The following is a 14455-nucleotide window of genomic DNA, read 5'->3' as shown; positions in this document are numbered from 1 at the left end:
ATGACCACCACGCCGACCGACGACCCGGCGGACTCCTCCTCCGCCCCCCGGCCCGGCTCCCTCGGCTCCGGCGGTTGCGCCGACTCCCCCGACTCCCCCGGCCCCACCGGTCCCAACGACTCCCCGGACTCCCCCGGCTCCGCCGCCGAACTGGCGGACTCGATGACCAGGGCGATCAAGCGGATCCGCCGCCAGACCGGCTGGCGGCTGGAGCCGTACGGCATCACCCCCGGCCAGGCCCGGGCGCTGCGCACCCTCGCGCACGTGCCGGGCTGCGAGACGCCGGACCACGCGATGCGGCTGAGCGACCTCGCCGACAAGCTGCACATCGCCCCGCGCTCGGCCACCACCGTGGTCGACGCGCTGGAGGAGGCCGGCCTGGTCGAGCGCAGCCCCGACCCGGCCGACCGACGGGCCGTGCGGATCCTGCTGACCGAGGCCGGTCGCGCGGCGGTGGAACGGATCGGGCAGGTCCGCGACGAGGTGGCGCAGGAGTACTTCGGCGAGGTCAGCCCCGCCGACGAGGAGGTGCTGCTGCGAGTGCTGCGCTCCGCCGAGGCCCGGTTCCTCGCAGCCGGGCCACCGCGGCGCTCGGCGCCCCCGGACGCAGCGCGGTGATCCCGATCCCGGCGATCACCAGCAGCGCGGCCGCGGCGGCCGTCGGAGTGACCCGTTCGCCGAGCAGCAGCCAGGCCGAGGACATCCCGAACACCGGCACCAGCAGGGAGTAGGGCGCGACGGCGGTGGCGTCGTAGGTGCGCAGCAGGAAGCTCCAGGCGACGAAGCCCAGCAGGGTGGAGACGAGCCCGACGTAGCCGATCGCGCCGAGCCCGGCGGGGGTGATCTCGCGCAGCGCGCGCAGGTCCGCCCCGGGGCCCTCGACCAGCAGGGACAGGCCCAGCAGCGGCAGCGGCGGGACGGCGCTGACCCAGACCATCCAGCGCAGCGCGTCCGGCGGCGCCGCCTTGCGGGTCAGCACGTTGGCCAGGCCCCAGGCGACGGCGGCCAGGACGACCAGTGCGAAGGCGCCCAGCGGACCTCCCGCGCCCTGATCGTACGCGCTCAGCGCGATGCCCGCGAAGGCGACGGCCAGGCCCAGCAACCGCTGCCCGCCGGCGCGTTCGCGCAGCAGCACGGCGGCGAACAGCGCGGTGAAGCCGGCCTGCCCCTGGAGCACCAGGGAGGAGAGGCCGGCCGGCATCCCGGCGTGCATGCCGAGGAAGAGCAGCCCGAACTTGACCACCCCGAGGACCACGCCGACCGCCACCACCCAGCGCCGGGCCACCTTGGGCGGGCCGACGAAGAAGACCGCCGGCACGGCGACGACCGCGAACCGCAGGGCGCAGAAGAGCAGCGGCGGGAAGTTGTCGAGTCCGACGTGGATGAGGACGAAGTTGAGGCCCCAGACGGCGGCCACCAGGACGGCCAGCGCGATGTGGGGCGCGCTCATGCCCGCGCCGCCCATCGCCGTACCACTCGTGCTCGTACTCGTGGTGCTCGTGGTGCTGGTGCCGCTCGCGGCGGCGGGTGTCGCGGTCATGGGTCGAGCATGGTGGCGCTGAACCGTGTAGCACCAGCGATGAATACTGAAGGAGACACTTTAGGATCACTGCATGATGGACTTGGGACGCCTGCGGGCGCTGCACGCGGTGGCGGTGCACGGCTCGGTCGGCGGGGCGGCGGCCGCGCTCGGCTTCACGCCCTCGGCGGTCTCGCAGCAGATCGCCAAGCTGGAGCGGGAGACCCGGACGGTGCTGCTGGAGCGGCAGGGTCGCGGCGTGGTGCTGACCGACGCGGCGCGCGAGCTGGCCGACACCGCGCAGACCGTGCTGGGGCTGGTGGAGCAGGCCGAGGTGCGGCTGGAGGAGCAGCGCGGCCAGGCGGTCGGGCGGCTGCTGGTGGCCGCGTTCGCGTCCGGCGCGCGCGGGCTGATGCCCGGGGTGCTGGCCGATCTGCGGCGGCGCTGCCCGGAGCTGGACGTTCGGCTGCTGGAGCGCGATCCGTACCCGGCGGCCGATCTGGTGGCCCGGGGCGAGGTCGACCTGGCGCTGGTGCAGGACTGGCCGACCGTGCCGCTGCCGGTGCAGGACGGGGTCTCCCGGATGGAGCTCGGGACGGATCCGGTGGACCTGCTGCTGCCCACCGACGACGAGTTGGCCGCGCTCGACCCGGTACCGGTGGCACGGCTCTGCGGGCAGCGCTGGATCAGCGTGCCGCCGGGCAACATCTGCCACGACTGGCTGGTCCGCACCCTGCGCGAGGCCGGTGAGGAGCCGGACGTGCGCTACCAGGTCGGCGAGTTCGAGACGCAGATCGCGCTGGTCGCGGCCGGCCTCGGGATGGGCCTGGTGCCGAAGCTCGGGCGGGGGCCGCTGCCGCCCGGGGTGGCGGCCCGCCGGGTGACGCCGGAGCCGAGTCGGCGGGTCTTCGCGCTCTGGCGCTCCCGGGCGTCCCGCCGGCCGGCCATCACCGAGGCACTGGCCGCGATGCGGGAGGGGTGGGGCCGGCTGCAGGCCTCGGGGCCTGCGGAAGGCCAGTGACCCCGGCCGGCCGGCTTCGTGGTCCCAGTGGTTCCGGTGATCCCGTCAGGCCCGAAGACCTCGGCGGGCTCACTTGGCGAAGCCGATCACCAGCCACATGAAGCCGACCCCGGCGAGGGTGCACAGCAGGGTGCTGCGGGAGGGGTGCGGGCTGTGCGCCTCGGGGAGGATGTCGGAGGTCGCCAGGTAGAGCAGGAAGCCGGAGAAGAAGCCCAGGTAGAGGCCGAGCAGGTGCTCCGGGATGGTGAACGCCAGGGTGATCGCGGCACCGGACACCGGGGCGAGCGCGTCGGCCGCGAGCAGGGTCAACGCCCGTCGCTTGTTGTTCCCGTACAGCCGGGTGATCGTGTAGGTGTTGAAGCCGTCCGCGAAGTCGTGGGCGACCACCGCGATGGCCACCACCGTGCCGACCGTGCTGCCGGCCTGGAAGGCGGCGCCGATCGCGAAACCGTCCATCACGCTGTGGCCGACCAGCGCCAGTGCGGCGGTCAGCCCGACGCCCTGCTGCCCGGCACCGTGGGCGTGCCCGTGGTGGTGGCCGCCGTGGGTGTGCTCGGCGTACTCGCCCTCGTGGCCGCGGTGGATGGCGACCGCGCGCTCGACCACGTGGATGGTGAGGAAGCCGGCCGCGAACATCAGGAGCGCCTGCGGCACGCCGTGGACCTCTCCCGGCGCCTGGTTGATCGCCTCGGGCAGCAGGTCGAAGGCGACCACGCCGAGCATCAGGCCGGCCGCGAAGCCGAGCACCAGGTGGCGGCGGTCGCCGGTTCGCTGGGCGACGAAGCCGCCGATCAGCGTCATCAGGAACGCCCCCGCGGCGACCAGGACGGCGGTCATCGGGCCGCCTCCGTCGCAGGTGCGGCCGGGTGGCCGGTGCCGCCGTGTGGTCTGCCGAGCGCTCTGCCCATTCCTCTCCCCCTGGGGTCCGCCCGTCGCCGGGCCGACCGCCGACCGTACCGGACGGCCGTTCGACGGCAGTCGACCGGGGTGCCGGGCGGGGCCGGGGCCCGTTCCCCAGCCTCGGTCCGGGCGTGGCGGGGCGCCCGCCGGAGAGGCTGTCGGGGTGATGCCGCAGGTGGGGAGGGTCAGCGGCCGACGGCGAGCGGCAGACCGAGGTGGGTGCGGGCGAGCTCGCGGACACCGTCGCCGTCGACCAGGTGGATGTGGCGGTGGCCGTCCGCGGCGGCGAGGTCCAGTGCCTCGTCGCTGAAGCGGCCGGTGGTCAGCCGCAGGCCGCGCTCGGCGGACTCCTCGTCGACCGCCTCGGCCAGCGTGACGAGCTCCTCCGCGGCGACCGGCTCGGGGCCCCGGGAGGCCCAGACCACCCAGCGGCCGGGCAGTGCGCTGCCGGGTGCGCCCTCACCGGTGGCGACCAGCCCGGCCGGGCCGCGCAGCCGCACGCTCCACTCGGCGATCCCGCCCCGGGTGAGCAGGTCGCGCACCAGCTGGGCGAACTCGTTGGCGGACAGGTCGGGCGCGGCCGGCACGGTGGCCCCGGCCCGGGCGGCAGGCCGGACACCCGACCGGTCGTACGGGTCCGGGGTGACGGCGGCGCCGAGCTGGCGCAGCCGGACGAGGGCCTCGTCCTGCTCGGCGTCGGCGTAGACGCCCTCGTCGTCGCGGTCCTCGTACGGGGTCCCCGGCGGCAGCAGCCGGGTGCGGGCCAGCGCGTCGCGGTCGGCGTCCACGCTGACCAGGCAGAGCGGTTCGGCCGCATCGGGCTCGCGCAGCCAGCCGTTGAGGACGACGCCGGCGAGTATCTCGTCGGTGTCCACCGCGTCGGCGGCCTGCAGGGCGCGCAGGGCCAGCCGGGCGACCAGCCGCAGGTAGTCGGTGGCCCGGTCGGCCGGCGGGCGCGGCACCGGGACGATGTCGCCGTCCGGGGCGAGCCGGTAGCCGGCGAGCGAGGGCACCAGGTCGAGCGGCGGCAGGTCGAGGTCCAGCACGGCGGTGCGGGTGAGCGGGCGGAACACCGCCCGGCAGGGGGCGGGGAGGTCCTGGGTCGCGGTCTCGGCCGCTGCCAGCGCCCGCTCCAGCAGTGATTCCACGGCGGCCGGCTCGGCCAGCCGGTAGGCGCGGCGGCACTCCTCCAGGCTCTCGTTGTACTCGCGCACGGCGCGGGCGCGAGCCTCCTCGGCCGCCTCGTGGGCACGGCGGGACTCGTCCGCGGCCGGGCTGCCGGCCTCGGCCCGGCGGGTGCGCCACTGCCGCAGGGCGCGCTGATGGGCGAGCCTGGCCCCGGCGAGCTCGCGCTGGTAGCCGGAGTCGAGCAGACGGCGGGACGGGCTGCTCTCGGGGTCGGCCGAGGCCGGCCCGGCGGGTGCGAAGTCCTCCCAGCGGGGCTCCGGCACGTCGGCGACGCCCGGGCCGTCGGCCGGGTAGGGCCGGGGCTCGTAGTGGCGCAGCTGGCTCTCGAAGTCCATGGCCGAGACGGGCAGCGCGGCTCGCCGCAGCAGCTCGGCGAGCCTCTCGTGCTCGGCCTGGACGGTGACCGTGCGGTGGTGGGTCAGGGCGGCGGCGCGGGCGTGCGCCGCGACGGCCTCCTCCGGGTCGGGCGCGTCGGGGGCACCGGCGCCCAGATCGGCCGTACCCGGCCCGCCCGCGTCGGCGGCGTCCGGGCCGGGATCGGTGGCGCTCGGGCGGGGCGTGCCTTGGTCCGTGCCCCCGGCGGGGCCCGGACGGGCCGGACCGTCACCGGCCGGGCCCCCGCCCGGGCGGCCGGTGGCGGCGGCGTCCGGCTCCGCGGCCTCATCGACACCGAGGTCGCGGAAGACCGAGGCGAGGAAGCCCGGTTGGGGAACCCGGACGGTGGTGCTGCCGTCGGACCGGCCGTCTGCTGAGTGCTGCATCGGTCGTCGTTCCCCCATGCTCGTCCGGCGCCTGCCCGGGGCGGTCGGCGAGCCTGCGGACCCACCCCCTGCCGGACATTGTCCACCGAACGGGCGCGGCGGTCAGCCAAGCCGGTCAGTTGGTGCGGGTGTTGGTCAGGTGCAGACCGATGTAGCCGACGTAGATCCGGCCACTGCCGGAACAGTCGTCCAGGTAGTGCAGCCGGGGCGCGGTGCGGCCGCCGCCGATCCGCAGGTGCGCGCCCATGAACGCGCGCCGGGAGGCGTCGACGCATTCCGGTACCGGCAGCATCCGTTCGCGCTTCCACTTGGTGTGGCTGAACACCGTCCTGGACTCCCCGCGCACCGCCTTGCGGGGCGGGAAGCGGTGGCAGCCCTCCGGCGTGTGCTCGCACCACTGCTTGAAGTCACCGCCGGCCCTGCCGCGCACCGCCGCCTCGGCGTACTCCTGAAGCGCGGTCAGGCCGTCCCAGGCGAGCCGGGCCCAGCCGGCTCCGACGCGCTGGAGCTCGTCCAGGGCGAGCGCGCTCTTCTGGTCCCCGGTGAAGGTCAGCAGCGGGAACTCTCCCATCCTGGCCATGAGTTCGGTGAAGCTCTCGGGCTTGCCGCAGCGGTCGGCGGGCTGGGCGGCGAAACGCGGACCGAGTGCCTGGCCGGCACCCGGGGTGGTGCAGTGACGACCGGTCAGGGCGCGGGCGCCGGAGCGGAGACGGCCCTCACGGGTGTCCCGGCCGTCCCGGGTGTCGTGGCGGTCGCGGCGCTCCAGGCGCAAGGTGCGCCGGACCCGCTCCAGCTCGTCGGCCCTGGCCTGCTGCTCGGCGCGGTCCTGCTGCTCCTCGTGGGCGAGCTCGGCCAGTTCGGCCCCGACGACGGCCAGGTCGGCACCCCGGCTCGCGGCGCTCGGGTCGGCGGCCCGCCCGGCGGACGGGCGGAGCTGCGGCGGCGGGACGCGCAGCACCGGGACGGCCGCCAGTGGCACCGGCAGCGGCTGGTCGGCGGCGAGGCGGCGCGGTTCGCGGGCGAGCAGCCCGGCGGCGCGGCGCAGGTCCTGTTCTATTCGGCCCCGGGCGAGCACCGGGTGTCGCGCGCCGTCCAGCCGGGAGGCCGGGTCGACCTCGGGCAGGTAGGTGCGCACCGCCCCGCCGTACACGGAGTGGTACTCCAGCGCGACGTTGAACCCGGTGCGGGCGCCGGGATCCAGCACGTAGGCGGTGGCGAGGCCGGGCAGCTGGTGGCAGAGCGGGCCGACCACGTCCTCCACCCAGCGGTCGGTCGGGAGGTTCACCGGGACGCTGGCGACCACGGTGGGCAGCCGGCGCTCCGGGTCGCACAGCTCGTCGATCAGGGCGTCCACCGCGTCGGCCGTGATCACCCGGGGAGCGGTGTGGACGACGGCCGGGCCGTCGGTGGCGTCGAGCAGCGGCAGCAGTGAGCGGGCCAGCTCGGGCACCGGCACCCGGCAGGGGGTGCGGACGCCGCTGCCGGTGCTGTGCGTCTCGGCCTCCAACCGGACCCAGGTGGGGCCGTCGGCGCCGGTGGCGACGGTGAGCGTGAGCTGCTGGGTGCCGTGCGGGGCCGGGGTGCGCAGGCGGCGGCGGTCGTAGCGGCCGGCGCCCGAGCCGCCGCGCAGCGGGCCGTGGTCGCGGTCGAGCAGGACGCGCTCGCCCAGGCGGAGGCGCTCCGCGAGCCCCGGCGCCTCGGGGGGCGGTGCGTCGAGCACCGGCGGGGGCTCGTCGCAACCCTCCTGTTTCAGCCAGGAGGCGAGCTGTTCGTCGGCCAGGGCGACCGCCTCGGCGTGCGGGAGCGCCGTGGTGACGGTCATCCGGTAGGGCGTCGCGGGACCGCGGGGGCCGGGGAGGTCGGAACCGGCGTGCGAGCGGGCGCGGTTCGAGGTCGGGCGGGGCGAGGTCGAACGGTCTGAAGTCCAACGGTCTGAGGTCATGCGCATACCTCCGTGGTGCGGGGTGGGGTCCTGTGTCCTCCATCGATGGGTTTCGTCCGGTTCCGCCGGATCCTTGCCCAGGAAACGCCATGGCCCGGAGCGGAAGTTCCGACTCCGGGCCACGACCCTACGTTCGAGTGAATCTGTTCAAGCCGTCTTCCGCGTGGCGCCCGGCCTGGGCTACCGGACGCGGCTCGCAGCGGGTGTCGCGCCCGGGCTCCCGTCCGGACCTCGGACCCCCGCTCAGGCCCCCCTCAGGCCCCGGCCGGCCCGGCTGAGCTGCGGTTCCAGGCGGGTTCCGGGACCGGGACGGCCAGCGGGCAGCCTGCCGGGGCCGCGTAGTTCGCGATCAGTACCACGGGTTCGGTCCCCAGGTTGCGCCCGATGTGGACGTGGACCGGCCCTGCCTCCTCGACCAGGGAGTCGCCCGCGCGGCTGACCTCGACCCGGCCGTCGTGCAGGGTCCGGGTCAGCGTCCCGGACAGCACCACCACGTCGACCCTTCCCGGGTGGTAGTGCCAGCCGGTGCCGGCGCCCGGGGGCAGGGTGATGGTCTGGACGACGGGCATCGCGTCGGCTTCCTGGAGGTGTCCCGGGGCTGCCGGACGGCTCCTGGCCGACGGCCGGTTCAGGCTAGGCAGGCGCCCCGGGGCACCGAGAAGGCCCGGTGCCGATGTGGCCGGATGTGTGTCCGAAACCCGGCGCGTCGGGCGGGCCGCCCGCGCGGACCGGCGGCGCCGCACCCGGTGCTCAGACGGGCACCTCGACGTAGGTGCGACCGGCCGGGACGGCCGCCGCGGTGCCCCCGGTCGCCTCGGCCAGCCAGGTGTGGAAGTCAGCCACCCCGGGCTCCGGCACGCCCACCTCGATCCGCACCCCCGCCGCCTCGTAGGCCAGGTCGTTCACCGCGTACCCGGCCGCCCGCAGGTCGTTCTCCACCCGCCCGGCCCGGACGTGGTCCACCGTCACGGCGAGCAGCGCGACCGGCCTGCGCTCCAGCAGCCCGATCCCGTCCACCGCCTCGGACACCGCGCTCCCGTACGCCCGCACCAGGCCGCCCGCTCCGAGCTTGATCCCGCCGAAGTACCTGGTGACCACGGCGGCCGTGTCGGTCAGGCCGCGTCGGCGCAGCACCTCCAGCATCGGCACCCCGGCCGTGCCGCCGGGCTCGCCGTCGTCGCTGGAGCGCTCGCGGCGCTGCTCGTCGCCGACCACGAAGGCGGTGCAGTTGTGCCGGGCGTCCCAGTACTGCTTGCGGATGCCGGCGATGAAGGCCTGCGCCTCCTCCTCGTCGGTGACCCGGGCGAGGTGGCAGATGAACCGGGACTTCTTGATCTCGATCTCGTGGCTGCCGGCCCGCCGGATGGTGAGGTACGGCCTGGCGGTGGGCTCCGGCGTGGCGGACATGGCGCGGTGCTTCTCCCGGGAACGGCGACGGCTGGCGGCGCACCCCGGTTGCCGGGGCGGCACCGCCAGCCTAGTTGGCGCGGACCGGAGGATCGGCGGCCGCGGGGTCGGCGGCCCGGCGGACGGCCGATCGCCGGTGACGGCCGGTCCGGCGGACGATCGCTTCTCCGGGCGGCGGAGGCCCCGGGGTCAGCGGCCGGCGAGGGTGTTCAGCCGCTCGCGGTCCAGACCGGTCAGCGCGGTGACCTCGGCGAGGTCGACGGCACCGCAGTCCAGGCCGCGCAGCAGGTAGCCGCTGAGCGCCCGGGCCGTGGCCGGTTCGTCCATCACGTCGCCGCCCGCCTTGGCGACGTACGCGGACAGCCGGGCGGCGGCGGCCGCCAGGCCCTCGCGGTAGAAGGAGTACACCGCGACGTAACGGGTCGGCAGGTGCGCCGGGTGCATGTCCCAGCCCTGGTAGTAGGCGCGCGCCAGCGAACGGCGGACCAGGTCGTGGTGGAGCTTCCAGGCGGCGTGCACCTGTTCGGTGGAGCCGGTCGGGATGACGTTGGTCGACCCGTCGGAGAGCCGGACGCCGGTGCCGGCCGCGGCCACCTGCATGACCGCCTTCGCGTGGTCGGCGACCGGGTGGTCCATGCTCTGGTGGGCGGCGCTGACTCCGCAGGCCGCGCTGTAGTCGAAGGTGCCGTAGTGCAGGCCGGTGGCCCGCCCTTCGGCGGCCTCGATCATCCGGGCGACGGTGGCCCGGCCGTCCGGGCCGAGGATGGCCTGCGTGGTCTCGATCTGGATCTCGAAGCCGATGCGGCCGGCCGGCAGCCCGGCCCGGCGCTCGAAGTCCTCCAGCAGCCGGACCAGCGCGGTGACCTGCTCGGCGTAGGTGACCTTGGGCAGGGTCAGGACCAGGCCCTCCGGCAGGTCGCCGGCCGCGAGCAGGGTGGCCAGGAACAGCTCCAGGGTGCGGATGCCGCGGGCACGGACCGGCGACTCCATGCACTTGATCCGGATGCCGATGTACGGCGGGGCGCCGCCCCCGGCCACGGCCGCGGCGACCAGCTCGGCGGCCCGGACGGCGGCCGCGTCCTCCTCGGGGTCGGGGCGGGGGCCGTAACCGTCCTCGAAGTCGACCCGCAGGTCCTCGATCGGCTCGCGCTCCAGCTTGGCGCGGACCCGGGCGTGCACGTCGGCGAGCAGTGCGTCGTCGGCGACGCCGAGGGCGCGGGCCAGCTCGGCGGGGGTGCCGGCATGGGCGTCGAAGGCCGCCAGCGCCTGGCGGCCCCACTCCCGCACGGTGTCGGCGGCGAAGGCGTCGGCCGGGACGTAGACGGTGTGCACCGGCTGCCTGGTCCCGGAGTCGCCCGGGTAGCGGCGCGCCAGATCGGCGTCGACCGGCGCGAGCAGCGCCTCCACGGCGGCCAGGGCGGCAGCGGAGAAGGAGGCCCCGTCCGTCGGCCCGTTTCCGTCGACCTCGACCTGCGACATCCGCACTCCTCCATGCCGAACCAGCGCTTCAACAATTTGTTGAGGCGAAGGTAGCTTCGGCGGGGTCGGCCGTCAATGGCCGACCGAGCGCTGGACGGTCGGCCGCTCCGGTCAGTCCCTCCCGGCGGCCTCGTAGCGGTCGCGCAGCTCCGGGAAGAGCTCGGCGACCTCCTTCGGGTGGACCGAGCCGTCGGGGCCCTTGCCGGTGACGCCGTACTCCCTGGTCAGCCAGTCGGCGAGGCGCTGCGGGTCGGGCTGGTGGCTGTGGTCGTCCATGTACGAGACGAGGGCCTCGTAGGCGAGGTCCGGGTCGAGCCGCGAGGACGTCGGACGGGCTTCGGCGTGCTCGGCTTGGGCGGGCTCCTCGGCCGGGACCGGCTGCTCGGCCTGGGCGGCCTGGGCGGACGGGGCGGGGTGCCCCGGCTGCTGGGGCTGCTGCGGCGCGACCGGCTGCTCGGTCTGCTGCGGAGCGGCCGGACGCGGGGCCTGCGGCCGGGGCCCGGACAGGGAGGGAGCGGGGCCGGAGGTGGGGCCGGGAGCGGCAGCCTGGGCGTCGGCGGGAACGGATTCATCGGCGACCGGGCGCGGGGGCTTGAACCAGGGCGAGGCCTGGCCCGGCACCCGCCCGCCGGGGCCGCCGTCGGCCGGGTGGCCGGTGGTCCGGACCGGGCGCTCGGTCCAGACGTTCAGCTCCTCGTGGCGCGGCTGCGGGACCGCGTCTCCCGCCGCCTCCGGCTCCTGCGCGGCGCGCAGTCGGACGGCCGCCAGCTTCGCCAGCATGGGCGCGGCCACCTCGGCGGGCATCGGTGCGGCGGCCGCCGGGGCCTCGGCCTCGGCCTGGGCCGCTCCGGGCTGCGCCTGGACCTGCGGCGCCTGCTGCGGGTGCGGGGCCTGCTGGGCCTGCTGCGGGTGCTGGGTCTGCTGCGGCGCACGGGCCGGGGCAGCGGCCGCCGGAGCGATCGCCGTGGCCCGGGCCCCCTGGGGCGCGAACTCGCGCGACTCCTGGCCCGCCGGCACCTCCGCGGCCTCGCGCGCGCGGGCCTCGTCGTCCAGCCGGTCGAGCAGCGCCGGATCCAGCGGAACGCCGAACTTGGCGAGCTTGAGCGGCAGCAGCGCCTGGATCGGCGCCGAGCGGCGCCAGCCGCGGCCGTAGCGGAAGCGCAGCTGCGCCCGGTAGACCAGACGGTTCTGTTCCAGTCGGATGACCTCCTCGTAGGAGCGGAGCTCCCAGAGCTTCATCCGCCGCCAGAGCCGGAAGGTCGGCACCGGGGACAGGAGCCAGCGCATCACCCGGACCGATTCCATGTGGCGGTCCGCCGTGATCGCCGCGATCCGGCCGACCGCGTGGCGGGAGGCCTCGACCACGACGACGAAGAGCACCGGGATGACGGCGTGCATGCCCATGCCGAGCGGGTCGCCCCAGGAGGCGGCCGCGTTGAAGGCGATGGTGGCGACGGTCAGCAGCCAGGCGGTCTGCCGGAGCATCGGGAAGGGTATCCGCAGCCAGGTCAGCACCAGGTCGAGCGCGAGGAGCACGACGATGCCCGCGTCGACGCCGATCGGGAAGGCGTAGGAGAAGGCGCCGAAACCTTTCTCCTGAGCCAGCTCGCGCACCGCGTTGTACGAGCCCGCGAATCCGATGCCCGAGATGAGGCAGGCACCGGCCGCGACCATGCCGAGCAGGCCTCGGTGGGCCTTGGTGAGCGTTGGGCGTGCCATTACGTCTATCAACCCCTGGATGTCGGCTGCGGCCGGACGCTGCCTCGACTGTCGGGTCCCGCTGGTCGGGCCGCCGGGCGGCTGAACAGCCTCCGGGCTCGGCCCACCGGAGTTTACTCGTACACCTGTTTAAGCGTTCCCGCAGCCTGGAGTGTCACGGTCCACGGCACGGCGGCGGCCGCTGACGGTCCGGCCCGCCCCTCAGGACCGGCCGGACCGTCAGCGGCTCTGCCCCGCCCTGCCGTTGAGGTACGTCAGCACGGCCAGCACCCGACGGTTGGCGTCCTCGTCCGGAGCGAGTTCGAGCTTGGTGAAGATGTTGGCGATGTGCTTGGCCACCGCGCCGTCGCTCACCGAGAGACGGGCGGCGATCGCCGAGTTGGAACAGCCCTCGGCCATCAGCTCCAGCACCTCGCGCTCGCGCGGGGACAACCGCAGCAGCGGTCCCGGCCGGCGCGAGGTGGTCTGCATCAGCTTGGCGATCACGTCCGGGTCCATCGCCGTCCCGCCCGCCGCCACCCGGCGGACCGCGTCGATGAACTGCCCCGCGTTGAACACCCGGTCCTTCAGCAGGTAGCCGATCCCACCGGTGCCGTCCGCCAGCAACTCCCGCGCGTACAGCTGCTGGACGTGCTGCGAGAGGACCAGAACGGGCAGGCCCTGGATCTCGCGGCGGGCCTTGAGCGCGGCCTGCAAGCCCTCGTCGGTGAGCGTCGGCGGCAGCCGGACGTCGACCACGGCCACGTCCGGACGGTGGGCGAGCAGTGCCTCCAGCAGCTCGGGCCCGGTCTCCACCGCCGCGACCACGGTGAATCCGTGCGCTTCCAGCAGCCTGATCAGGCCTTCGCGAAGGAGGTAGAGGTCCTCGGCGAGGACAACTCGCACGGCAACTCCAAGGTGATGGTGGTGGGACCGCCCGACGTGCTGTCGATGGCGAGGACACCGTCGAAGGTACCCAATCGCTTCTCGATCCCGCGCAGTCCGGTCCCCCGCGAGGGATCGGCCACGCCCACGCCGTCGTCCGTCACCGTGACCCGCAGGCAGCCTGCCCGGTACAGGATGTCCACCCACACCTGGTCGGCGCCGGAGTGCTTGGCCGCGTTGGCCATCAGCTCGCAGATGCTGAAGTACACCGCCGCCTCCACCGGGGCCGCCGGCCGGTCCGGCAGGCTGACGCACACCTCGGTCGGCAGCGAGCTGTCCAGCGCCAGGGCCCGGACGGCATCGCCCAGTCCGCGCTCGGCGAGCACCGGCGGGTGGATACCGCGCACCAGGTCCCGCAGCTCCTGAAGGGCCCGGGCCGAGGACTGCCGGGCCTCGGCGAGGAGCTCCCGGGCCGCCGTCTGATCGGTGTCCATGAGGTGTTCGATGGTCCCCAGCGTCATCCCGATCGCCACCAGCCGCGCCTGCGCGCCGTCGTGCAGGTCCCGTTCGATCCGCCGCAGCTCGGCCGCCTGGTTGCCCGCCGCGTCCGCCCGCGTCTCGGTCAACTCGGCCACCCGCCTGGTCAACTGGGCGTGCGTCGCCCGGCCGTCCCGGTCCAGCACCCGGCGGGCCGCCTCCGCGTACGCGCGCACCGCGAAGGGTGCCACGAGTATCCCGACGACGATCATGGCGGCCCCGAGCCCGATGCTCAGCAGGACCGACACCGAGCGCGCGTTCAGCGGCCCGAACCCGTCCGACGGAACCGGCCCCGCCAGGGCGTAGGCCGTCCCCAGCACGAGCAGGGCGGCCACCGGCCCGGCCAGGGCCAGCGTCAGGAACGGGTTCACGGCGAGCCAGGTCAACTCACCGCGGGTGGTGCTGTCCCGCAGACCCCAGTGGACCAGCTGCGCGTACTTCGCCACCGTCTGCGAGCGGTGGTACGAGTACCCCGTCCACCAGTGCCCGCGGTCGTCCAACTCCAGCCCCGGCATCGGCTCGTAGACCGCCGGCAGGCGGATGCCGAACCAGCGCTCCAGCTGTCCACGCGTACGGTTCGCGGTGCGGCGGATGTTGTTGGCGGCCACCACGGCACCGACCGCCACCCCCACCAGCAGGGCGAAGAAGACCTGCAGGTCGTAGGCCTCCAACAACTGGGACATGACCACGCCCGCGATGATCGCGGCACCCACCGGCAGCACCGCCCCCGGCACCGCGGCGAGCACCACCATCGCAAGCCGGGCCAGCCCCTCGCCGCCGGCTGCGAAGGCCGTCCGGGCCTGAGCACGTACGGTCGTGCCGCTCGTACGACTCACTGTTGTCACGGGAAGCTCCTGAGGCCGGTACCGATCGTCCTCCCTCAGTGTTCACGAACCGCCGGCCACCCACACTGGCCGTGGCACCCCAATCCCGAGGTGGACCTAGGACCACCTGCGGGGTTGAAGGAAGACCAGCTCATCGGGTTTTCGGGAAACGCAAAGAACCCCCATCCGGAATCCGGACGGGGGTTCTTCACAATGATTGTTCGGCGGCGTCCTACTCTCCCACAGGGTCCCCCCTGCAGTACCATCGGCGCTGTGAGGCTTAGCTTCCGGGTT

The 14455-nt window shown here is 74.9% G+C and carries 12 protein-coding genes and 1 rRNA gene; 2 read left to right on the top strand and 11 right to left on the bottom strand.

From position 1 onward, the window contains the following. On the top strand, positions 1–618 hold the full coding sequence (locus ABTY56_RS23875) for a MarR family winged helix-turn-helix transcriptional regulator (protein ID WP_350631043.1): 618 nt from the start codon (positions 1–3) through the stop codon (positions 616–618). On the opposite strand, the gene ABTY56_RS23870 is transcribed toward ABTY56_RS23875, so the two are convergent. Further along, entirely contained in the window at positions 509–1450 is a 942-nt protein-coding gene (locus ABTY56_RS23870; RefSeq protein ID WP_350631103.1) for an EamA family transporter, read from the bottom strand. The genes ABTY56_RS23875 and ABTY56_RS23870 overlap by 110 nt on opposite strands. Positions 1451–1613: 163 nt before the next feature. On the opposite strand from ABTY56_RS23870, the gene ABTY56_RS23865 reads away from it, so the two are divergent. Next, a complete protein-coding gene (locus ABTY56_RS23865; RefSeq protein WP_350631042.1) occupies positions 1614–2540 on the top strand; it encodes a LysR family transcriptional regulator in 927 nt (308 codons plus the stop codon). 69 nt (positions 2541–2609) lie between these two features. On the opposite strand, the gene ABTY56_RS23860 is transcribed toward ABTY56_RS23865, so the two are convergent. From ABTY56_RS23860 to rrf, 10 genes are all read right to left on the bottom strand, one after another. Next, positions 2610–3377, bottom strand: coding sequence for a ZIP family metal transporter (locus tag ABTY56_RS23860; RefSeq protein WP_350631040.1), 768 nt, complete (start codon positions 3375–3377; stop codon positions 2610–2612). A 248-nt stretch (positions 3378–3625) separates the two neighbouring features. Continuing rightward, the gene (locus ABTY56_RS23855; RefSeq protein WP_350631039.1) at positions 3626–5389 is read right to left on the bottom strand and encodes a restriction endonuclease; all 1764 of its coding nucleotides are present in this window, start codon (positions 5387–5389) and stop codon (positions 3626–3628) included. Between the two features lie 115 nt (positions 5390–5504). Next, positions 5505–7211, bottom strand: coding sequence for a hypothetical protein (locus tag ABTY56_RS23850; RefSeq protein WP_350631038.1), 1707 nt, complete (start codon positions 7209–7211; stop codon positions 5505–5507). A 374-nt stretch (positions 7212–7585) separates the two neighbouring features. Continuing rightward, positions 7586–7900, bottom strand: coding sequence for a cupin domain-containing protein (locus tag ABTY56_RS23845; RefSeq protein WP_350631036.1), 315 nt, complete (start codon positions 7898–7900; stop codon positions 7586–7588). Between the two features lie 181 nt (positions 7901–8081). After that, positions 8082–8738: a YigZ family protein gene (locus ABTY56_RS23840; RefSeq protein ID WP_350631034.1), complete on the bottom strand. Its 657-nt coding sequence runs from the start codon at positions 8736–8738 to the stop codon at positions 8082–8084. A gap of 189 nt (positions 8739–8927) precedes the next feature. Continuing rightward, positions 8928–10217, bottom strand: coding sequence for a DUF6986 family protein (locus ABTY56_RS23835; RefSeq protein ID WP_350631032.1), 1290 nt, complete (start codon positions 10215–10217; stop codon positions 8928–8930). Positions 10218–10328: 111 nt separating this feature from the next. Beyond that, on the bottom strand, positions 10329–11936 hold the full coding sequence (locus ABTY56_RS23830) for a DUF2637 domain-containing protein (RefSeq protein ID WP_350631031.1): 1608 nt from the start codon (positions 11934–11936) through the stop codon (positions 10329–10331). 219 nt (positions 11937–12155) lie between these two features. Beyond that, positions 12156–12821 (bottom strand): response regulator transcription factor, encoded by a 666-nt coding sequence (locus ABTY56_RS23825; RefSeq protein ID WP_350631029.1) that lies wholly within the window; start codon positions 12819–12821, stop codon positions 12156–12158. Further along, entirely contained in the window at positions 12773–14182 is a 1410-nt protein-coding gene (locus ABTY56_RS23820; RefSeq protein ID WP_350631028.1) for a sensor histidine kinase, read from the bottom strand. Before ABTY56_RS23820 ends, ABTY56_RS23825 begins: the two co-directional genes overlap by 49 nt. Positions 14183–14380: 198 nt before the next feature. Next, a 5S ribosomal RNA gene (rrf, locus tag ABTY56_RS23815) occupies positions 14381–14455 on the bottom strand; the annotation flags it as partial.

Origin of the sequence: Kitasatospora sp. NPDC097691, assembly GCF_040302665.1 — a bacterium.
In the GTDB taxonomy this organism is placed as follows: domain Bacteria; phylum Actinomycetota; class Actinomycetes; order Streptomycetales; family Streptomycetaceae; genus Kitasatospora.
This window is presented reverse-complemented; position numbering and strand designations above follow the sequence as displayed.